Annotated in this window: 18 protein-coding genes and 1 riboswitch; of the genes, 9 read left to right on the plus strand and 9 right to left on the minus strand. The window is 37.8% G+C overall.

The window, feature by feature from the left end; translation table 11 throughout:
• Positions 1–29: 29 nt before the first annotated feature.
• The gene (locus Q8M41_RS06840; RefSeq protein WP_305364501.1) at positions 30–944 is read right to left on the minus strand and encodes an N-acetylmuramoyl-L-alanine amidase; all 915 of its coding nucleotides are present in this window, start codon (positions 942–944) and stop codon (positions 30–32) included.
• Positions 945–952: 8 nt separating this feature from the next.
• On the opposite strand from Q8M41_RS06840, the gene Q8M41_RS06845 reads away from it, so the two are divergent.
• From Q8M41_RS06845 to Q8M41_RS06860, 4 genes are read left to right on the plus strand one after another with little or no spacing between them, the layout of a single operon-like run.
• Positions 953–3,571 carry a putative LPS assembly protein LptD gene (locus Q8M41_RS06845; protein ID WP_305364502.1) on the plus strand — a complete coding sequence of 873 codons (2,619 nt, stop codon included), beginning with the start codon at positions 953–955 and terminating at the stop codon, positions 3,569–3,571.
• Between the two features lies 1 nt (position 3,572).
• Positions 3,573–4,823: a competence/damage-inducible protein A gene (locus Q8M41_RS06850; RefSeq protein ID WP_305364503.1), complete on the plus strand. Its 1,251-nt coding sequence runs from the start codon at positions 3,573–3,575 to the stop codon at positions 4,821–4,823.
• A gap of 49 nt (positions 4,824–4,872) precedes the next feature.
• A complete protein-coding gene (locus tag Q8M41_RS06855; protein WP_305364504.1) occupies positions 4,873–6,216 on the plus strand; it encodes a dihydrolipoamide acetyltransferase family protein in 1,344 nt (447 codons plus the stop codon).
• Between the two features lie 48 nt (positions 6,217–6,264).
• Positions 6,265–6,936 (plus strand): GDSL-type esterase/lipase family protein, encoded by a 672-nt coding sequence (locus tag Q8M41_RS06860; protein WP_305364505.1) that lies wholly within the window; start codon positions 6,265–6,267, stop codon positions 6,934–6,936.
• Positions 6,937–6,984: 48 nt separating this feature from the next.
• On the opposite strand, the gene Q8M41_RS06865 is transcribed toward Q8M41_RS06860, so the two are convergent.
• The 4 genes from Q8M41_RS06865 to Q8M41_RS06880 form a co-directional block, all read right to left on the minus strand.
• The gene (locus Q8M41_RS06865; protein WP_305364506.1) at positions 6,985–8,217 is read right to left on the minus strand and encodes a homoserine dehydrogenase; all 1,233 of its coding nucleotides are present in this window, start codon (positions 8,215–8,217) and stop codon (positions 6,985–6,987) included.
• Between the two features lie 6 nt (positions 8,218–8,223).
• Positions 8,224–9,285, minus strand: coding sequence for a homoserine O-acetyltransferase (gene metX / locus Q8M41_RS06870; protein ID WP_305364507.1), 1,062 nt, complete (start codon positions 9,283–9,285; stop codon positions 8,224–8,226).
• A 70-nt stretch (positions 9,286–9,355) separates the two neighbouring features.
• Entirely contained in the window at positions 9,356–10,660 is a 1,305-nt protein-coding gene (locus Q8M41_RS06875; RefSeq protein ID WP_305364508.1) for an O-acetylhomoserine aminocarboxypropyltransferase/cysteine synthase family protein, read from the minus strand.
• Between the two features lie 252 nt (positions 10,661–10,912).
• A riboswitch (SAM riboswitch) is annotated at positions 10,913–11,018 on the minus strand.
• A 140-nt stretch (positions 11,019–11,158) separates the two neighbouring features.
• Positions 11,159–12,274: a PLP-dependent aspartate aminotransferase family protein gene (locus Q8M41_RS06880; protein ID WP_305364509.1), complete on the minus strand. Its 1,116-nt coding sequence runs from the start codon at positions 12,272–12,274 to the stop codon at positions 11,159–11,161.
• A gap of 199 nt (positions 12,275–12,473) precedes the next feature.
• On the opposite strand from Q8M41_RS06880, the gene mqnE reads away from it, so the two are divergent.
• The 3 genes from mqnE to Q8M41_RS06895 are packed head-to-tail and all read left to right on the plus strand — an operon-like array spanning position 12,474 to position 15,006.
• Positions 12,474–13,667: an aminofutalosine synthase MqnE gene (gene mqnE / locus Q8M41_RS06885; RefSeq protein ID WP_305364510.1), complete on the plus strand. Its 1,194-nt coding sequence runs from the start codon at positions 12,474–12,476 to the stop codon at positions 13,665–13,667.
• Positions 13,664–14,290: a histidine phosphatase family protein gene (locus tag Q8M41_RS06890; RefSeq protein WP_305364511.1), complete on the plus strand. Its 627-nt coding sequence runs from the start codon at positions 13,664–13,666 to the stop codon at positions 14,288–14,290. The genes mqnE and Q8M41_RS06890 overlap by 4 nt, the downstream gene beginning before the upstream one ends.
• A complete protein-coding gene (locus Q8M41_RS06895; RefSeq protein WP_305364512.1) occupies positions 14,287–15,006 on the plus strand; it encodes a menaquinone biosynthetic enzyme MqnA/MqnD family protein in 720 nt (239 codons plus the stop codon). The genes Q8M41_RS06890 and Q8M41_RS06895 overlap by 4 nt, the downstream gene beginning before the upstream one ends.
• Here the strand turns inward: Q8M41_RS06895 and Q8M41_RS06900 are convergent.
• The 4 genes from Q8M41_RS06900 to ribD form a co-directional block, all read right to left on the minus strand.
• A complete protein-coding gene (locus Q8M41_RS06900) occupies positions 15,001–15,867 on the minus strand; it encodes a nucleoside phosphorylase (RefSeq protein ID WP_305364513.1) in 867 nt (288 codons plus the stop codon). The genes Q8M41_RS06895 and Q8M41_RS06900 overlap by 6 nt on opposite strands.
• A 101-nt stretch (positions 15,868–15,968) precedes the next feature.
• Positions 15,969–16,568 (minus strand): YigZ family protein, encoded by a 600-nt coding sequence (locus Q8M41_RS06905; RefSeq protein WP_305364514.1) that lies wholly within the window; start codon positions 16,566–16,568, stop codon positions 15,969–15,971.
• Positions 16,568–17,419: an EamA/RhaT family transporter gene (locus Q8M41_RS06910; RefSeq protein WP_305364515.1), complete on the minus strand. Its 852-nt coding sequence runs from the start codon at positions 17,417–17,419 to the stop codon at positions 16,568–16,570. The genes Q8M41_RS06905 and Q8M41_RS06910 overlap by 1 nt, the downstream gene beginning before the upstream one ends.
• A 1-nt stretch (position 17,420) precedes the next feature.
• Positions 17,421–18,470 carry a bifunctional diaminohydroxyphosphoribosylaminopyrimidine deaminase/5-amino-6-(5-phosphoribosylamino)uracil reductase RibD gene (gene ribD, locus Q8M41_RS06915; RefSeq protein ID WP_305364516.1) on the minus strand — a complete coding sequence of 350 codons (1,050 nt, stop codon included), beginning with the start codon at positions 18,468–18,470 and terminating at the stop codon, positions 17,421–17,423.
• 116 nt (positions 18,471–18,586) lie between these two features.
• Between ribD and prmC the strand changes: the two genes are divergently transcribed.
• Together prmC and Q8M41_RS06925 are read left to right on the plus strand one after the other, a co-directional pair.
• Positions 18,587–19,459: a peptide chain release factor N(5)-glutamine methyltransferase gene (gene prmC, locus Q8M41_RS06920; RefSeq protein WP_305364517.1), complete on the plus strand. Its 873-nt coding sequence runs from the start codon at positions 18,587–18,589 to the stop codon at positions 19,457–19,459.
• Between the two features lie 43 nt (positions 19,460–19,502).
• Entirely contained in the window at positions 19,503–20,555 is a 1,053-nt protein-coding gene (locus Q8M41_RS06925) for a nucleoid-associated protein (protein WP_305364518.1), read from the plus strand.
• Position 20,556 lies beyond the last annotated feature (1 nt).

The following is a 20,556-nucleotide window of genomic DNA, read 5'->3' on the forward strand; positions in this document are numbered from 1 at the left end:
TTTGAATGTACCTGATTTCAAAATATCGATTATTCAAGCTCAGCTTGTTTTTTATACGTCTGAATTGCTTTCAATAAGTTTGCAACAATTTCATTTTGTCCTAATTCAGAATTTATGTATTCTTCCTCCTCAGGATTTGAAACAAAACCAATTTCTGTTAGAACTGCCGGCATTCCAGCCTTGGCCAATACAGCCAGACTTTGCTCCTTAACCCCCCTGTCAATTCTACCACTCAGAATATACTCATCCTGCATAAAAGATGCCAATTTTATACTTTGCTCTCTGAAAGCATTTTTCATCAAAGATAATAGAATTATACTTTCCGGATCTTTCGGGTCATAACCTTCATAATTGTCCTTATAATCTTTCTCGAGAAGAATGGATTCATTTTCACGCATAACAACATCCTGCTCATCCAGACGGCCAAACCCTGAAACAAAAGTTTCTACACCCTTTGTAGATGTACTTTGCACTGTCTTATAAATAGGAATACGGCGACCACGGCTGTCCTTACGGTATCCGCTGATCACTTTTTTTATTGGCATTGAGTTACAGTGAATAGAAATGAACAAATCTGCTTTGTTTCGATTTGCTATACCGATTCGTTCATAAAGAGGAACAAAAACATCGGTAGTACGCGTATATATTACTTTAACGTCTTTTATATTGTCTTCAATTGCTTTACCCAAACGAAGTGCTACCTGAAGGGCAACATCTTTTTCCCTGGAAAAAAGACCTTTAGTTGCACCGTCATGGCCACCATGCCCGGCATCAACAACAATAGTCTTTATCCGATATGGAGTATCACTTACAGAATTAGCAGAAGTAAATTGACCTGAGGAAATAAGGACTGCCAGTAAAACGTTAATGAATCTTATCAATGCTATATTTTTGATTAATTTTGAGCGCATATTATTATCTATCATTGCAAAAATAGTATTCATCACCGAATTTGAAATTTATTAGATCCATTTTTATATATTTTTTTGCAGCCATACTGTTTGCTGTATGCATTAATAGGTCGGTATACGCTCAGCAAACTGTTCTGCGACCTGATAACGCTTCACCCGATACAACATTGCGCGCTGTAGGCTTAAAAACAGATACTGTAACAAAAAAAATAAAGAATTCAGGTTCATTAACATCTAAAGTAACCTATAGTGCAGTAGATTCAACAAACTTCGATCTGATCAACAATATAGTCTTTTTGTATGGGAAAGCCCGCGTTAAGTATGAAGATTTCGAAATAGAAGCAGACTATATCCGCCTTGATCAGAAGAATAACAGCATTTTTGCCAAAGGAAGGACTAATCCCGTTAACAAAAGATATATCGGAAAACCATTGGTTATGCAGGGTGCTGAACCACCATTAAGCACTGATTCTCTGTTTTTTAATTATAAAACCAAAAAAGGTAAGTCTTACGGAGTTTTTACAGATGTTGAAGGTGGCTTTCTACAGGCACAGCAGTTTAAAAAGAATCAATATGACGAAGGTTTTTTCAGGAGAGGCATTTACAGTACCTGTAATTTACCACATCCGCATTTTGGAATTCACATAAGCAGAGGCATTGCAACTGATAAACAGATCATAACCGGTCCGGCTTACCTTGTGATTGAGGATGTACCTTTGCCTCTTGGTGTCCCATTTGGCTTTTTTCCAAAGCCAAATAAAAGATCCGGTGGTTTACTCTTTCCAACTTTCGGAGAAGATACCCGGGGCTTTTTTATGCGTGATCTGGGCTATTATCTTGGCTTAAACGACTATTGGGACCTTTCTACAAGAGGCACTCTATATTCAAAGGGGTCATATGAATTGGGAACTGCTGCTCGATATCGCAAAAATTACAAGTATGATGGAGGATTAAATTTCAGGTTTGCATCTACAAAAAATGGGGTTGAAGGTACTCCATCCTATAAAACACCGAATAAGGATTTTAATTTAACCTGGAGTCATTCTCAAAGCCCATTGGCAAATCCCGGTACTACCTTCAGTGCATCGGTAAATGCAGGAACAGGATCTTATTTCCAGAATACCGGTGCGGCGGGTACCTATAACCCTACAGAGATTGCAAGAAACACACTTTCATCAAGTATAAGTTACGGTAAGGTATTCGCAAATGGTTTGTTTAACTTTTCTTCCAGTCTTTCACATTCACAGGATATACAACAGCAGACTGTATTTCTTGATTTGCCCCGTTTTAGTTTAAATATGACGACACTAAATCCTTTTGATTCAAAAGACAGGGCCGGAGAACAGAAATGGTATCAGAGGTTAAGCGTTGGGTACAGTATGCAGGGAAGCAACTCAATCAATACCAAAGAATACGACCTGTTTAAAAAGGAATCATTAAAAGACTTCAGAAATGGGATACAACATGATATTCCGATTAGTTTATCCCTGAATATTCTGAAGTACTTTCAATTTAATTCCGGAATGCAGTACAGTGAGAAATGGTACTTACAAACCATAAGGAAAAGACTTGACCCGGTTGCCTCAGGTTTTGCACCGGCTACTGATACAATTCAAGGCTTCAGCAGAGTGTACGATTATAATTTAAATACCGGATTAGCTACTAAACTATATGGCAAATTCAATTTTAAAAAGGGAAATTTAATGGCATTGAGGCATGTTATGACTCCTTCAGTCAATTTTAACTACCGCCCCGATTTCGGTGCCGATCGTTATGGATATTTTCGTAATCTTCAGGGAGATACTTCAAGAATAAAAACCAGATATTCAATTTATGATAATGCTGTTTTTGGTTCTCCTTCTGCAGGAAAGGTAGCCGGAATCGGATTCAGTTTTGACAATAATATCGAGGCGAAGGTTAGGTCTACGGCAGACTCAACCAAGAATTCTGTCAATATTCCGATCCTGCAGAGCTTAACCTTTTCAGGTAATTATAATTTTGCTGCCGAAAACTTCAAATTATCGACCATTGGTTTTTCAGGAAGAACGGCCTTTTTCAAAGAAAAGATTGGGATTAATTTCTATGGAACACTAGATCCATATGCAATCGACAAGGATGGTTACAGAATCGATGCATTCGCACTAAAATCCGGAAAACTGGCAAGATTAACCAATTTTGGATTATCAACTGATTTCAGTTTTAACTCGAATGCAGCCAAGAACAGGAATGAAAATTTAAATCAGATAGACAAATCAAAGCAAAATTTGTCTAATGAACAACAGGAAGAGTTGAATGCAATTAGCAGGGATCCCAATGCATTTGTTGATTTTAAAATACCCTGGAATGTCAGCGCAGCTTATAGCTTTAATTATTCAGTTAATGGGCTCCAATCAAGCATATCGAATACACTTAATGTCTTCGGCGATTTTAATGTAACACCGAAATGGAAGGTTCAATATACCTCCGGTTACGATTTTCAGGCAAATAAACTTAGTTTAACCCAATTTTCTATTTATCGTGACCTTCATTGCTGGGATCTTTCATTCAGATGGTCACCAATTGGAACCTACAAATTCTATAGTGTCGATTTGAGAGTTAAAGCCTCGATCCTTCAGGATCTTAAACTCAGCAAACGCCGGGATGCCTACAACAACTTTTAATATGAGAGCAGAAATAATAACAATTGGGGACGAGATTCTGATCGGACAGATAGTTGATACAAACTCTGCCTGGATGGCTCAAAAACTCAATCTGGCTGGTATACGGGTTAAACAGATTTCATCTGTTTCAGACGACCGTATGCATATTCTGGATGCTTTAAATGAGGCTAAGGGTAGGGCAGACCTTATTCTGATTACCGGCGGACTGGGACCTACAAAAGATGACATCACCAAAAACACGCTTGCAGAATACTTCAAAACTGGATTTCGTTTGGATCAGGATGCATTAGAAAACGTAAAACGAATCTTCTCAAAATATAAAGCTCCTTTGCTTGAAACGAATATTAAGCAAGCTGAAGTCCTCGAAAACTGCATTACCCTGCTTAATTTAAATGGTACAGCACCTGGAATGTGGATAGAGAATGAAGATAAAGTATATGTTTCAATGCCGGGAGTTCCATTCGAAATGATGTACATGATGGAAGAACAGGTAATTCCAAAAATCAAGAAAGCATTCAATTTACCGGTAATTCTTCATCATACGATTCTAACCGCGGGGATAGGTGAATCTATCCTTGCAGAGAAGATTGAATCTGTTGAAGACTCACTTCCTGAGCATATTAAACTGGCTTATTTGCCTAAACTGGGTACTGTCCGGATCCGATTAAGCGGAAGCGGAAAGGATGAAGACCAATTAAATAGAGAAATTAATATTTACGCCAAAAAGATTCTTGATCTGGTATCTGAATTTGTAATGGCAGAAAATGATACCCCGATTGAAAAAGTAATTATGGATTTTATGGAGTCCAAAAATCTGACTTTATCACTAGCAGAAAGCTGTACAGGTGGGTATATTTCCCATCAATTCACGCAACATCCAGGCAGTAGTAAGGTATTCTTAGGAGGGGCTGTTTCCTATTCTAATTCATTAAAAATTAGCATGTTGGGGGTTTCAGAGGAGACACTGAGAAATTATGGAGCTGTAAGTGAGGAAACAGTAAAAGAAATGGCTGAAGGTGCACGCTCAGCCTTTCATTCTGATTATTCAATAGCAGTAAGTGGAATTGCCGGTCCGGATGGAGGAACTGAAGAAAAACCCGTTGGAACAATTTGGATCGCCATAACAGGTAAATCGAAGACGATTACCAGAAAATACAATTTTGGCAATAAAAGAATCCAGAATATTGAGAGATCAGCAACTACAGCCCTCATATTACTTTATAAATTAATGAAAGAGGAACAGGTTTATTGAAAAAGTTTAATTTTGCATTTAAATAACCAATTCTCCAAAATACTCTAATATGGCTTTATACGAATTAGTACTTCCAAAAATGGGGGAGAGTGTTGCCGAAGCTACGATCATAAAATGGGTTAAACAGCCTGGCGACCAGATAGATATTGATGAATCTGTATTAGAAATTGCTACTGATAAGGTCGATTCAGAAGTCCCATCTCCGGTATCAGGAAAACTTCTCAAAATATTTTTTAAGGAAGATGACATAGTTCAGGTTGGTGCGGTAATCGCAACAATCGAAACTGAGGCTATTGCAAAACAGGCAGAAAATCCTCCATCAGAGCAAGTATTTACTCCTGTATTACCACTGGAGGTCGAAGAGTACGTTCAAAGAGATGGAATTCCGGATTTAGCGGCTGCCAATCAAGAGGAAAGTATAAAACCAGTCGATTTCAGTAATTCAAGCCGCTTTTATTCTCCGCTGGTGAAAAGCATGGCGGCAGAAGAAGGTATTAGTACTGCCGATTTAGATAAAATTATTGGAACGGGTTCTGAAGGCCGGGTTACCAAGAAAGATATTATCGATTTTATAAATTCAGGCAAAACTGTTCAAACTGAAGTAGCAAGTAAGGAATTACCATTATCTGTTCCTTCACCTGAACCGGTTCAAGAAAGGAAAACTCCTTCAGTTTCTGTTTCAGGTGGGGATGAGATCATAGAAATGGATCGTATGCGCAAGTTGATTGCGGATCATATGGTTATGAGTAAACAGACCTCTGCCCATGTTACCTCATTTGTTGAGGCTGATGTTACAAATCTTGTACAATGGCGTGATCGTATAAAAAATTCATTTGAGAAACGTGAAGGAGAGAAGATTACTTTTACCCCAATTTTTATTGAAGCTGTTGCGAAAGCGATAAAAGATCTTCCGATGATCAATATTTCTGTTAGCGGAACTCAGATTATCAAAAAACGTGATATCAATATTGGAATGGCTGCTGCACTTCCAAGTGGCAATCTGATTGTACCCGTTATAAAAAATGCTGATCAGCTTAATCTTTACGGATTAACAAAAGCAGTGAATGATCTGGCAAGCCGGGCCCGTCTTTCAAAATTAAAACCGGATGAAACACAAGGCGGAACATTCACTATGACCAATTTGGGAACCTTTGGCAATATTATGGGCACACCAATTATCAATCAGCCGCAGGTTGCTGTGTTGGCTGTGGGTGCTATTAAAAAGAAACCTGCTGTAATTGAGACTGAGTTTGGTGATGTGATTGCAATCAGACATATGATGTTTCTTTCACTTTCATACGATCACCGTGTTGTAGATGGTTCCCTTGGAGGTTCATTCGTTCGCAGAGTTGCTGATTATCTTGAATCATGGGATGTAAATCGTGAATTATAAATGCTTGAGGTTCATTTAATTTAATTCAGAAGATTAATATATTGCTGCATGAAAAAGAAAATAGTTTATATACTGGCATTTGTATTATTGTTGACAAATGTAAGTTCTGCGTTTTCGCAGCAAAAATTACCATTTCAAGCACAAATTGAGGCTTTCCTAAAACAGGATAGTTTGGAATTTCCTCCGAAAAATGCAATTCTTTTAGTTGGAAGCTCCTCTTTTACAAACTGGAAAGATGTACAGGAATATTTCCCGGAACACAAAATTATAAATCGTGGATTTGGTGGATCCAGTCTGCCTGATGTAATTCGTTATGCTCCAAACATTATTTATCCCTACAAACCAGCCCAGATATTGATTTATTGTGGTGAAAATGACTTCCCATCCGGATCAAATACAACTGCTGACACTATTTTCAATCGTTTTACCCGCTTGCATGGTATGATCAGATCAGCGCTTCCAAAAACCGAGATCATCTATATCTCAATGAAGCCCAGTATATCAAGGTTAAACTACCTTCCTGAAATGCGTCGTGCGAATGAAATGATTAGAAAATTCCAAAAGAAACATTCAAAATCGGGATTTATAGATGTTTATTCAAAAATGATACTAGCCGACGCAACCCCAATGCCGGACATTTTTCTCAAAGATCAGCTTCATATGAATAAGAATGGATATCTGATTTGGCAAAAGGCTATAAAACCATATCTTAAGAAATAAAAAGATCCTCCATATTGGAGGACCTTTTTATTATAGAATCTAAATCAATTAAGCTTTTTCAAGCCTTAATCGCTTCAATTCCTCAAATTTCTCCGTTAATGCACCTGCCTGAGCTAAAAAAGCTCCATCATTGAGTATATCTTGTTTCTTTGCTATTAATTCACTGATTTTTACGCCACCAAGCACATAGCTAAGTTCAATACTTTTGTGCTGTTCTGCTATAAACTCAAAATGAATATCATTGATCAGGCTCTCATGATTATAACGGATATAAACTGGTATGATATGGTCATTCTGAAGTTTTAATTTCTTATCATGATGATATTTCTTATACTCATAACGGTAATCATATCGCAAGGCTGCAACGTCTGATAGAACGGCAGATCCGGTTGGATGGCCTCCGGCACCTTTTCCGTAAAATAATTGCTGATCTGCAAATGCAGCTTTTACAGACACTGCATTGTATTCATTCTCAACATTATAAAGAAAATCACTTTTAGGAACTAGCTTAGGGATAACATATAATGCAAGCTCCTTATCGTCAAGTTTTTTCGCAGTTGGAACAAGTTTGATTTTTAACTGATGCTCACGGGCAAAATGGAGATCTGCAGCTGAAAAATTCTGGATTCCAATATTTAATACTTGTTCAGGCTTCACAAAAACCCCATAAGCATGGGCTGCGGCAATAACAAGCTTGTACTTTGGATCATACCCTCCAACATCAAGTATCGGATCTTTTTCAGCAAAACCTAGTTCCTGAGCCTGTTTTAGAGCCTCTGCATATTCCAGCCCCTCATTTGCAATCTTAGAAAGAATAAAATTCGAAGATCCGTTAAAAATACCACTGATGGAGTGAAGTAATTCATTATCGTAATACTCCTCAAGATTCCTTATGATTGGAATACTTCCGCAAACAGCGCCTTCATATAATAATGATGTATTGTATTTCTCCTGCAGATTCACTAACTCATCCAAATGCTCAGCAATCATTTTCTTATTCGCAGAAACTACATTTTTTCCACTTTTTAATGCTCTGGTAACGATTTCATAAGCTGCATCAGCATCATTGATTAATTCTATAACCGTATTAATGTTGGGATCATTTAGAATATCATCCGGGTTGGTCGTAAATAAATGCTCAGATAGAATCCGTTCCTTTTCTGGATTTTTGATTGCAATTTTTTTGATTTCAATATTGAGATCCTTGGTACTTATAATATCGTGTAAACCCTGGCCAACTACGCCAAAGCCAAATAATCCGATGGTCAATCTTTTACTCATTTTTAATTATGCTATTTTATGCAGACTTATTACGCTGTTATCAGAATCTGCGGATCTGAAAAAATTTCCTATTTCCTGTGTTAAAATTTCGGTTTCCACTAAAAATCCATCATGACCGTAAAATGAATTTAATTCAGTAAAACGGGCATTTGGAATATGATTTGCAAGAAACTGTTGTTCTTCTATTGGGAAAAGCACATCGTTTTTAATGCCTATAACTAATGTTTTTGCCTGAATTAACTTTAATGCGCCTTCTACCGAATTCCTTTTACGACCAACATGATGACTATCCATTGCCTTAGTCAGATACCAATAACTGTAGGCGTTGAAACGGTTTACCAGTTTCTCTCCCTGATAGTTCTGATAGGAGGATGCCTTAAAATCACTGAGTTTATCAGGATTTACTTCCATCTGGGTTGTTGCATAAGTCCCATAAGTACGGTATGACAATAAGGCAAAACTACGTGCTACTTTAAGTCCCATTTTACCACCATCCGGAGATTGTGCATAAAAGGTACGGTCGGCAGTAATTGCAAGCCGCTGACTTTCATTAAAAGCAATTCCCCAGGCTGAATGTTGTGCATTTGTAGCGATTAGAACCAGTTTTCTAATTCTTTGAGGCTCCAAAATAGCCCATTCCATTGCCTGCTGGCCACCTAATGAACCGCCAATTAATAATCCAATCTGAGGCAGACTCAGATGGTCAGCCAAAAGCTTATGTGCAGCTGCGAGATCACGAACTGTAAAATCAGGGAAAGAAAGAAAATAGGGTAGTCCGGTTGCACTGTTCAGGCTAAGAGGGCTTGTACTACCATAATGTGATCCAATTACATTCGCACAAACAATAAAGTGCTCCTTTGGATTAAACAGACAATTATCCCCAAAAAGTCCTTTCCACCAGTCAAAAACGTCAGAATTTGCAGTCAGAGCATGACAAACCCAAATCACATTATCCTTTTTAGCATTTAAAGCACCAAAAGTGTGATAAGCGATCTCAAGATCCTTTAACTTTTGGCCACTTTCGAGCAGAAAAGGCTTTTTGTGTTTATAAATAGCTTCTGTATTCATATTATATTGACCTCCCCAAGCCAGAACAGATCGGAGAGGTCTTTTTTATTCTTAATTAATAACCTGTTTATTATTTTATAGCTGCAAAAGCCTGTTCCAGATCAGCTTTGATATCATCAATATGCTCAATACCTACCGAAACCCTTAACGATGATGGTTTAACTCCTGCTGCCAATTGTTCGGCATCACTTAATTGCTGATGGGTAGTTGCACTAGGCTGAATGATCAATGTTTTAGTATCACCAACATTGGCCAGGTGACTGATCAGCTTCAGATTATCCACGAATTTAATGGCAGCTTCTTTTCCACCCTTAACTTCAAATGAAAGCACTGCACCAAAGCCATTCTTAAGATATTTTTTAGCTCTTTCATGTGTTGGGCTGCTTGCTAATCCGGGATATTCAACTTTATCAACCTGAGGATGGCTTTCTAACCATTTAGCCAGTTCCAGTGCATTATCAACATGGCGCTGAACACGAAGTGATAATGTTTCCAAACCCTGAAGTAGCAGGAATGAGTTAAATGGTGACTGTGATGGTCCGAAATCACGCAATCCTTCTACTCGTGCACGAATGATAAACTGAATGTTTCCAAAAGGACCACCAATTCCAAATACACTATTGAATACTAAGCCATGATAACCTTCAGATGGCTCAGTGAACTGCGGGAATTTACCATTACCCCAGTTATAATTTCCACCGTCGACAATTACACCACCAATACTTGTTCCGTGTCCGCCAATCCATTTTGTTGCTGATTGTACTACTACATGGGCACCATGCTCAAGTGGACGGAACAGGTATCCTGCTGCACCGAAAGTATTATCTACAATTAATGGAAGATCATGTTTCTTAGCAATCTCTGCGATCTTCTCAAAATCAGGAATGCTGAAACTTGGATTTCCGATCGTTTCAAGATAGATGGCTTTGGTTTTATCATTGATTAAAGAATCAATACTTTGTGAATCATCACCATTGGCAAAGCGGGCTTCAATTCCCAATCGTTTAAAAGCGACTTTGAACTGATTATATGAACCTCCATACAGGAATGAAGAACTTACAAAATTATCACCTGCCTGCAGGATATTATTCAATGCAATGAACTGAGCTGCCTGTCCGGAAGAAACAGCAAGCGCAGCAACACCACCCTCAAGTGCTGCTACCCGTTTTTCGAATACATCAGTGGTTGGATTCATCAAACGGGTATAAATATTTCCAAATTCTTTCAGCGCAAACAGATTTGCACCATGCTCTGAACTATTGAAAACGTAAGAAGTAGTCTGATAGATGGGTACGGCACGTGATCCTGTTGTTGGATCAACTTCCTGGCCTGCATGAATCTGTAGAGTTTCGAATTTTAAATTTTGAGCTGACATAATTATTAAATGTTAGGTTTAATTTTTAATTAAATTAAAATGTTGTAGAAGAGCAATCAAAATAGCTGAATTGTTGTTTTACCTAGTATAAGGCGTTTACCTTAGAAAAAGACTTAACAACAATAATCTAAATTCATACACATAGAACAATACGTTGATGATGCAGAATAATAAGGACTTTGAGATGGGATTGTAAGTTCCGCTTTCGGAAATACAGTAAGTGTAGATTGGTCTTTTTTCATTTTCAATATGAATTTATTTTTCCCTTTCGGGACAGGAATTGGCACCTTCCCCGAAACCGATCGGGGGGTTGTCAGTGGGTCATAGAGCCTGATCTCTCGCCACTTCTGTATAAATCAATAAAGTAAATTTATTGAAGACAGATTGGTATTGCTACCAAATATTATTTCAAATATAGCAGTATGAATATATTTAAACCAAATTAAATTTTTATTGTGTTTATAATTAATTGATTTTCAACTAATTAATTTTATTTTTTTATCCCAATGCCTGATTCAAATCCTGTATCAGATCCTCAGCATTCTCCAAACCAACAGAAACTCGAATAAGATTTTGAGGAGTTTTTGTATCAGGACCCTCAATGGATGCCCGGTGCTCTATCAGACTTTCAACACCGCCCAAACTGGTTGCCTGAGTGAAAATCTTTACTGAGTTCACAAATTTCCGGGCTTCGTCAGCGCCACCTTTTACCAGAAAAGATAACATTCCACCGTAATCACTCATTTGGTTTTTGGCGATATCATGACCCAGATGTGCTTTTAAACCCGGATAAAAGACCTTTTCAACCTGATTATGGGAATCCAAAAACGCTGCAACCTTTGCTGCATTTTGTGCATGTCCGCGCATACGATAAGGAAGCGTCTTAATTCCCCTGACAGTTAAATAGCAATCAAAAGGCGAGGGAACAGCCCCGGTTAATACCTGGACGTTCTTAATTTTCTTCCATAAATCATCATTATTTTTGCATGCCAAAACTCCGCCGATTACATCACTATGTCCCCCAAAATATTTAGTGGATGAATGCATAACCAAATCACAGCCTAAATCCAGTGGTTTCTGAAACACCGGAGTACTGAAAGTATTATCGCAAGCAACAAGAATACCCTTAGATTTAGCCAGTTCGCTTATCGCTTTGAGATCACTGATCTTTAAGAGTGGATTTGAAGGAGTTTCAACCCAAATCAGGCGGGTATTTTGTTTGATAGCATTCTTTATCGCATTAATATTGGCCAGATCAATAAAACTAACTTCTATAATTCCTTCAAAAACCTGTAATAATTGGTTTCTTAAGCCATGATACATATCATCAGGAGCAATGATATGTGCACCAGCACCTAATGCCTGAAAAACTGCAGATCCTGCCGCATTTCCGGATGAAAAGGCTGCTGCATCCTCAGCACCCTCAAGTTTAGCGACGACATTTTCAAGTGATTTCCTGTTAGGATTATCTATCCTTGAATAGATGAATCCTCCCGGATATCCGCCATCTTCACCCCGTTCAAAAGTAGACGATAGGGTAATAGGCTGAATAGCAGCCCCTGTATTTCCATCTATTTTATTACCGGCATGGATAGCTATGGTTTCAATCTTCATATTTTTTCAATAGTTGAATTTGTTTCTCAAATTTTGTTCAAGTTAATTAAAGAATAAAAATTGGACTCAATTTTTCACATTTAATTACAAAGGTGTGTATTTAATTGCCCTGGAAGAATAATAAGGATTTATTTCTAATGCTTTTACCTGCATATGATAATGAATCTATACATTTCCGTATTTTTGCACAAAGAAAATAATGAACACCGAATTAAACCTGAACCTGCTTTTACTGGACAAGAGTCTTTCTGCTGAATTGAGATCAATCGCAGAAAAAGTTAAGTTAGATGAACGGATTTCCTTTGATGAAGGTATTCTGCTTTATGAAAAAGGAGAATTGGGTTATTTGGGCGTTCTCGCCAATTATATCCGTCAAAAACGTCATGGCGATAAAACTTATTTTAACCGCAATTTCCATATAGAGCCCACAAACCTCTGTGTTTACGACTGTAAATTTTGTTCCTATTCTGTGCTGATTAAGGAAAGAGCACAAGGTTGGGAATATACAATGGAAGAGATGATGGAAATTGTTAGGAAATACGATTCTGAACCGGTCACTGAAGTTCACCTGGTTGGTGGAGTATTGCCTCAGTATGATCTTAAATTTTATTCAGAGCTCTTTACAGCAATACATAAACATCGTCCAGGACTCCATGTCAAGGCTTTAACCCCGGTTGAATACCATTATATCTTTAAGAAAGCGAAGATTGATTATGCTACCGGAATGAAATTAATGAAGGAAGCTGGCCTGGATTCTATTCCAGGTGGTGGTGCCGAAATATTTCACCCCGAGATCAGAGAACAGATTGCTAAAGATAAGTGTACCGGTGAACAATGGTTGCAAATCCATGAGGAGTGGCATAAATTAGCGATGCGCTCTAATGCTACGATGCTTTACGGACATATTGAGGAATTTAAACATCGTGTTGACCATTTGGAGCAGTTACGCTCATTACAGGATAAGACTGGTGGATTTCAAACTTTTATACCTTTGAAATTCCGAAATCAGGATAACCAAATGTCCCATGTTGCTGAGGTTTCAGTTATTGAAGATCTTAGGAATTATGCAATCTCGCGCATTTACCTTGATAACTTTGATCACGTTAAAGCTTATTGGGCAATGATCGGTCGTAGTACCGCTCAGTTATCCTTAAATTTTGGTGTAGATGATATTGATGGCACCCTGGATGATACTACAAAGATTTATTCTATGGCAGGTGCTGAAGAGCAAAATCCTACTATGAGCACCCAGGAATTGGTTGAACTGATCAAACAGGTTGGCAGGCATCCGATTGAGCGTGATACACTTTATAATGTGATCACTGATTATAAAGATTATCAGTTCCCGGAAGATGACAAACCTAAATTTTATAAGTTACCCGTTTTGAATTGAAGAAAACAATCTACATTATCCGACATGGTGAAACAGACCTGAACAAGCTGGGAATAGTTCAGGGCAGAGGGATGGACAGCAGTTTGAATGAAAAAGGACTGGAGCAGGCTGAAGCCTTTTATCAGGCCTACAAGCAAATACCGTTCGATAAGATTTATACATCCAGCTTAAAAAGAACCCACCAAACCGTTCAAAAATTTATAGATTCTAAAATACCATGGGTACAATACCCGGGTCTTGATGAACTTGGATGGGGAATTCACGAAGGAAAAGAGAGCACAGAAGAATTAACTTCGCATTTTCATACACTGGTAACTCAATGGCGGGCGGGTGAGCTTCATCATAAATTTGAAAGAGGCGAAAGTCCTTTGGAGGTTAAGGAAAGACAATTAATAGTCCTTGAGCACCTTATCGAAGAGAATAGTGATCAAAACATACTGATTTGTATGCATGGTCGTGCAATGCGTTTATTTCTTTGCCTCCTAACGAATCGTCCGCTTGCCGAAATGGATGAATTTCCGCATTCCAATACCACACTTTATAAATTGGGATATGATGGAAAGGAACTTCATATCCTGGAATTTAATAATACAAACCATTTAAACAAACTATCTGAGTTTTGACTAAAATAAAAGTTTCAGCTGTTAGCTATACAAACTCCAAGCCATTTGTCTATGGAATTATGCATTCCGGCATATTGGATCAAATAGATTTAAGCTTAGATATTCCTTCAGTATGTGCTAATAAATTAATTGAAAATCAAGTAGATATAGGATTAGTTCCTGTTGCAGCATTGCTGCATATCAAGGATTACGAGATCATTTCAAATTACTGCATCGGAGCCAAAGGAAACGTAGATTCTGTCTTTATTTTTAGCAACAAACCTATTCATGAAATAAGTACTTTACAGCTTGATGCCCAATCCCGCACCTCTAACAACCTGTCAAAAGTATTACTGAAATATCATTGGAAAATTAATCCTGAATTGGTTGTAACGGATGTGGCAGATGCATTTGTACAGATAGGCGACCGGACTTTCTCAAACAGGGATCATTATCCATATCAATATGATCTTGCTGCTGAATGGTTTAAATTCACAGGCTTACCCTTTGTTTTTGCTGTTTGGGCGTCCAATAAACCTATTCCTGAAGATTTTAAAATTGCATTTAACGAAGCCCTGAAATATGGTCTGGATCACCGAAAGGAGGTAATTTCAGGTTTGGATAAGGTTGAGAATCTTGACCTTGAGGATTATCTAATGAAAAAAATAGATTTTAACCTCGATGAAGATAAACTCATAGCCTTAACAAAATTTCACGACTTTATCAGGACACTATAATCTGCTCAAAACAAGTTCAATGGCCTGGTTTATGATTTTCGTGGGATTTGGAGCAAACTCAAACTTCAGCCTGCTTGCCAAAATCGCATTTACTGACAAGGCTTTATGTCCCAATACTCTTGAAAGGGCATAAATACCAGCTGTTTCCATCTCAAGATTTGTGATTCTGTGTTTTCCTGCAGAGAATGAACTTATATCATCAATTAAGCCTGGAAAGGAGGCTTTGGCACGAACCTGTCTGCCTTGTGGACCATAAAATCCCGGAGCTGTCACTGTAATCCCACGTTCCAAACCCTTGCCAATAATGTTAATCAAATCAGGATCTGCAGCCGTAATATAAGGCGAAATTCCTTTAAAATGATGGAAATGAGATTTAAAAGCATCCAGAATCATATGCTCATCACCTGAAAGCTGATGCAGATAGTATTGCATCAGGGAGTCTAGACCTATGCCATACACCGAAACCATGATACTGCCAATGGGTAAATCATCCTGAACAGCCCCGGATGTTCCTATGCGAATGATATTCAAGCTTTTAAGAGTCGGCTTTACCGTTCTTGTGCTAAAATCAATGTTTACAAGAGCATCAAGCTCGTTGAACACAATATCAATATTATCTGTGCCGATTCCTGTCGAAAGAACGGTTATCCTGCGGGAACCCAGGTAACCTGTATGGCTAACAAATTCCCGTTTACCTTTCTTTAATTCAATCCGGTCAAAATGTTTACTAACTTCAGAAACCCGATCGGGATCACCAACCGTAATAACGGTATCAGCAATATCTTCAGGTAATAAATTCAAATGGTAAATACTTCCATCCGGATTAATTATCAAATCCGACTCTGAAATTTTGTTCTTCATGGTATTATATTTAATGGTTTATAAGCCATAAATAATAGCTAATTGAGGATCACCACTATTTAAACGTTATAATCTTTTTCCAGTGTGGCTTCATCCACATACTATTTCCACTTCAAACCCTCAATTTTTTCGAGCTTTCCAAGCACCTTATTTACCTGAGATTGCCTGATTTCCAACAAAAATGAACAATTCAGATCAAAATTTTGACTACTTATTTTGAGATCTTCTTCTTTTACAACTTTCATCACTTCATTCATTTGGGGATGTCCAAATTCTATCCTGAATACTGAATTCACAGTTTTCTCTATGACTTTAGCATTTTTAACAGCCTCAACTGTCGCCGATTTATAGGCATTGATCAGGCCGGGCACCCCAAGTAATGTCCCACCAAAATACCTGACAACTACTGCCATAACATTGGTTAATTCATTGGATAATAAAGTATTAAGAATTGGTCTGCCTGCCGTACCCGATGGTTCGCCATCATCATTTAAACGAAATACAGTTCTGTCGGGACTCAGGCGCATAGCCCAGCAATGATGTCTGGCTTTAGGATGCTCAGCTTTTAAGGCAATTATAATATCCTTCATATCATTTTCAGAACTAAGAGGGTAAAGATATGCTATAAATTTACTACCCTTATCACGGTAGACACCTTTAGATAGCTCCCGGATCGTTTTATAAGTATCGTCAAAAAGCATTATTGTGCCAGGGTAAGGACCAAAATTGAAATCAGTGCCAGAACAATTCCGGCATAGTTTAAGCGGCTTAGTTTTTCCCCGAAAATAAGAACACCAACTGCTGATCCAAGCAGGATTACACCAATATTCATTGAAGAAAACACCACAGAAGGTTGATTGCTTAGGGTTTGATGAGCCTTCAGATAGAATACAATATTTCCGAAATTGGCAATTCCCAGAATCCAGCCACAAATTAAATTGATTATGGTCAGCTTTAATCCATTTACCAGAATCTGATATAAGAGATATAAGATTGAAATAATAAATGCTAAAGTAAAAACTACAAGGAGGGAAGATGTGAAGGGAATATTTTCAGTTCTGGCAATCTGTTTAAATAGTATATCGATAATTCCCATTCCAATGAATACAATCAAAGGGTAAATCCAATAGGAATGTGAAGTTTCAGTTTGTTTTTGCCATGGTACAGAAAAAATTATAGCGATAAAGGCAATTACGATTCCTACAATTTTCATCAGGGAATATGGTTCTCCAAATACCATAAATGCTGCAAGCACGGGAATAAAAAGTGATAAACGCTGGGCTACATCAGTTTTTACAATCCCTGTATACCTAACAGATAGAGCTAATACTACAAATAGTGATGGTAATAATAGCCCAAGAGCAATGTAAACCGGATATATTGTTTCAGTAAACTGCGGAATTTCAGGTTTAAAAATGAACCAGGTAAGAACACCAGCTATGGAATAATTCCATGCAATAGCCTGTCGGGTATCTATCTCATAACGCTTTGCCAGTTTCAGTAAGACCGATACAAATACACTGCAACAAACACTCAGGAAGATATAAATCATATTATTCTTTATTAAACCAAATGTTTAGTGCATCCGGTCCGACGGTTTGTGTTTCACCTGGCTTTCCAAAGAGTTTTGGAGCTGGGATACCTGAATTCCAGTTTTGGGGACTAGTAAAAACACGTGCTTCATCCCATAAACCAGCTTTTATGAACAGATTTAGTGTTTCAGCGCCACCTTCAACAATTAGTGATTGAATATCCATCAGATAAAGCTGGTAAGCAATTAATTGAGGGAGTAAATTATCAAAATCTTCAAGTTCCAGATATTTAATTCTGTCAACCAGATCGGTTTTTTGCTCATTAAAGATGATGGTATCCTGACTCTGATCAAAAACATTCAGATCCTCCGGCAGTTCCAATCGTCTGTCAATTACTATTCGTGTTGGATCTCTTCCGGGCCATTCACGGCTATTCAACCTGGGATTATCGGCTAATGCCGTATTCTTTCCTACTAATACCGCGTCTTCTTCAGTCCTCCAGCGATGAACTAATTGCTTTGCATTTTGTGAACTTATCCATTTCTGGGACTTGTCGGCTGGTGCAAAAAATCCATCAGACGTTTGCGCCCATTTTAGAATAATATAGGGTCTTTGCTTTTGAATACGGGTAAAGAATCGTTTGTTGAGATCGATGCATTGCTCCGTTAAGACACCTTCCACAACATCAATTCCGGCATTCCTGAGTTTTTCGATTCCTTTACCATTTATTTGATCAAAGGGATCACGACAACCTATTACAGCTCTTGGAATTTCGTTTGAAATAATGAGATCTGCACATGGAGGAGTCTTGCCAAAATGGGAACAAGGCTCGAGATTAACATAAATGGTCGATCGTTTTAAAAGCTCTTTAGCGTTATCATGTGTTTCAAAAACCTGATTAATTGCATTTACCTCGGCATGTGCCTGTCCATAAACTCTGTGATAGCCTTCTCCGATAATTTTATCATCACAAACTATAACAGATCCCACCATTGGGTTCGGACTAACAGAACCGGCTCCAAGACGGGCAAGATCAATACAACGCTGGAGGTAGTTTTGATGGGAGTACATAGTACAAAAATAGCTATGAATTGCTTAAAATCATTCATGGCCAGTTTATTTATATTCAATCGTACAGAAAGCCTTCATTCTGTTTATTTTTCAGCTGAATTGGTTTACTTTGCGGCATGACTTTTAGAGAAGCCGAACGGATTTTTACTGACAGCCTAAACCCTGTTTACGATAGGCGGGAAGCTGGTAGTCTTGCCTGGTTAAGTATCAGCCATATTTGCAAAATTGAACGGGCAGAATACCTGAATTTAAAGGATACAGAAATTCCTGCTGATAAATATGAATCATTATTAAAAATACTGGAAGAATTAAAAACCGGAAAACCGCTTCAATACATTATTGGTGAAACAGAATTTTATGGACTAACCTTTAAGGTATATCCCTCAGTACTCATTCCAAGACCCGAGACAGAAGAACTGGTTGAATGGATACTCTCAGACGTCCCTAACTCCAAAATATCGATAGGGGGACTAAAAATCATTGATATCGGAACAGGAAGTGGCTGTATTCCAATATCCCTGAAAAAAAATCTTCCTGAAGCTCAGCTTTATGCGCTTGATATTTCTCCTGAAGCATTGGGTGTTTCAAAGCAAAATGCAGCTTTAAATAAAACCAGGATACATTTTATTCATGATGATATATTGAATCCAATAAGCAGAGAACTAATAGATGAGAAATTCGGGATTATCGTAAGTAATCCACCATATGTTACAGAGGCAGAAAAGCAACAAATGCTGCCTAATGTACTAGAGCATGAACCACATCTGGCATTATTCGTCCCCAATGATGATCCGCTTATTTTCTACAGGGCGATTGCTGATTTCGCAATAAAACATTCAGATACAAATGGGTCTTTATATCTGGAGATCAATGAAAACCTGGGAGGGGAGACTGTTCAATTATTAAAACAAAAGGGGTTTAAAAATATTGAATTAAGACAGGATCTGAGCGGAAAATACAGAATGATCAGGAGCCAATATATTAACTAAAGATTTATATTAATTAATATAATAATCTTATTATAAACACATTATGATTTCATTTTTCAAAGCTTCATTAGATTTGATTTCCGTCCATAGGGTTGGAAATAAGGTTCAGGATGAATTTTATATTTTGTCTGAGCAACCACTAAATATTGCTGATGAAGTTTTAAGGGGCTTGCTGATAAAGTATTTTTTGTCGCCATTTGAAAAGGCAAATGAGGTATACAGGTTTACTCACTCAAGCGGCGATCTTAATCTTAATGAGTTGTTCCATTTCAGTTCCCTGATGTTTTCAGATGAAGTCAGCTTTCATGAACTAAGCGGAAACATAGCAAAATACCTGTATGAAAGCTCAGATCATCCCAAAATTAAGGCAGGGGAGCTGTATATTGCCTCATTTAAAGATTTACAACTGGAAGGTGAATTGCTTGATGCCATTGGAATTTTTAAATCCGAGAGCAAAGAAAGTTATCTGAAAGTTAGTCCGGAACAAGGTGGTTTTGCACTTAGCTATGAAGAAGATGCCATCAACATCCAGAAACTGGACAAAGGCTGCCTCATCTTCAATACTGAAAAGGAGGAGGGATACAGGGTGATGCTTATTGATCAGACTAACAGAAGCGATGCAGCTTACTGGAAGGATGACTTTTTACAATTAAAGATCAGAAATGATAGTTTCAACAAGACAAATACAACATTGGGAGTTTATAAAAACTTCATTACCAGCAAAATAGATGATGAGTTTGATATCTCAAAAGCTGATAAGATTGACTTGTTGAACCGTTCTATGAAATATTTCAAGGAGAAAGATAGTTTCGATCTGGATGAATTCTCTGAGGAAGTGATCGAAAATCCCAAAGCAATTGAATCATTCAAAAAATTTAGCCGGGAATACAATGAGGAATTTGATGCAGGCATTGATCAGCCATTTGATATTTCGGGGGCCGCAGTAAAGAAACAATCCAGGGTGTTTAAAAGCGTTTTAAAACTCGATAAGAACTTTCATATTTATATTCATGGAAACAAGGAGCTGATTGAAAAGGGCTTTGATGATGATAAATCGATGAATTACTACAAGGTTTATTTTAGGGAAGAACAATAAG

The sequence above is a fragment of the Daejeonella sp. genome (genome assembly GCF_030684675.1).
Classification (GTDB): Bacteria; Bacteroidota; Bacteroidia; order Sphingobacteriales; family Sphingobacteriaceae; genus Daejeonella.

Coding starts and splice junctions, on each gene's coding strand:
- mqnE (WP_305364510.1), top strand. CDS start 12,474: ATGAACACCGAATTAAACCTGAACCTGCTTTTACTGGACAAGAGTCTT.
- prmC (WP_305364517.1), top strand. CDS start 18,587: ATGACTTTTAGAGAAGCCGAACGGATTTTTACTGACAGCCTAAACCCT.
- ribD (WP_305364516.1), bottom strand. CDS start 18,470: ATGTACTCCCATCAAAACTACCTCCAGCGTTGTATTGATCTTGCCCGT.
- Q8M41_RS06875 (WP_305364508.1), bottom strand. CDS start 10,660: ATGTCAGCTCAAAATTTAAAATTCGAAACTCTACAGATTCATGCAGGC.
- Q8M41_RS06840 (WP_305364501.1), bottom strand. CDS start 944: ATGAATACTATTTTTGCAATGATAGATAATAATATGCGCTCAAAATTA.
- Q8M41_RS06865 (WP_305364506.1), bottom strand. CDS start 8,217: ATGAGTAAAAGATTGACCATCGGATTATTTGGCTTTGGCGTAGTTGGC.
- Q8M41_RS06900 (WP_305364513.1), bottom strand. CDS start 15,867: ATGAAGAACAAAATTTCAGAGTCGGATTTGATAATTAATCCGGATGGA.
- Q8M41_RS06925 (WP_305364518.1), top strand. CDS start 19,503: ATGATTTCATTTTTCAAAGCTTCATTAGATTTGATTTCCGTCCATAGG.
- Q8M41_RS06905 (WP_305364514.1), bottom strand. CDS start 16,568: ATGCTTTTTGACGATACTTATAAAACGATCCGGGAGCTATCTAAAGGT.
- Q8M41_RS06880 (WP_305364509.1), bottom strand. CDS start 12,274: ATGAAGATTGAAACCATAGCTATCCATGCCGGTAATAAAATAGATGGA.
- Q8M41_RS06850 (WP_305364503.1), top strand. CDS start 3,573: ATGAGAGCAGAAATAATAACAATTGGGGACGAGATTCTGATCGGACAG.
- Q8M41_RS06910 (WP_305364515.1), bottom strand. CDS start 17,419: ATGATTTATATCTTCCTGAGTGTTTGTTGCAGTGTATTTGTATCGGTC.
- Q8M41_RS06855 (WP_305364504.1), top strand. CDS start 4,873: ATGGCTTTATACGAATTAGTACTTCCAAAAATGGGGGAGAGTGTTGCC.
- metX (WP_305364507.1), bottom strand. CDS start 9,285: ATGAATACAGAAGCTATTTATAAACACAAAAAGCCTTTTCTGCTCGAA.
- Q8M41_RS06860 (WP_305364505.1), top strand. CDS start 6,265: ATGAAAAAGAAAATAGTTTATATACTGGCATTTGTATTATTGTTGACA.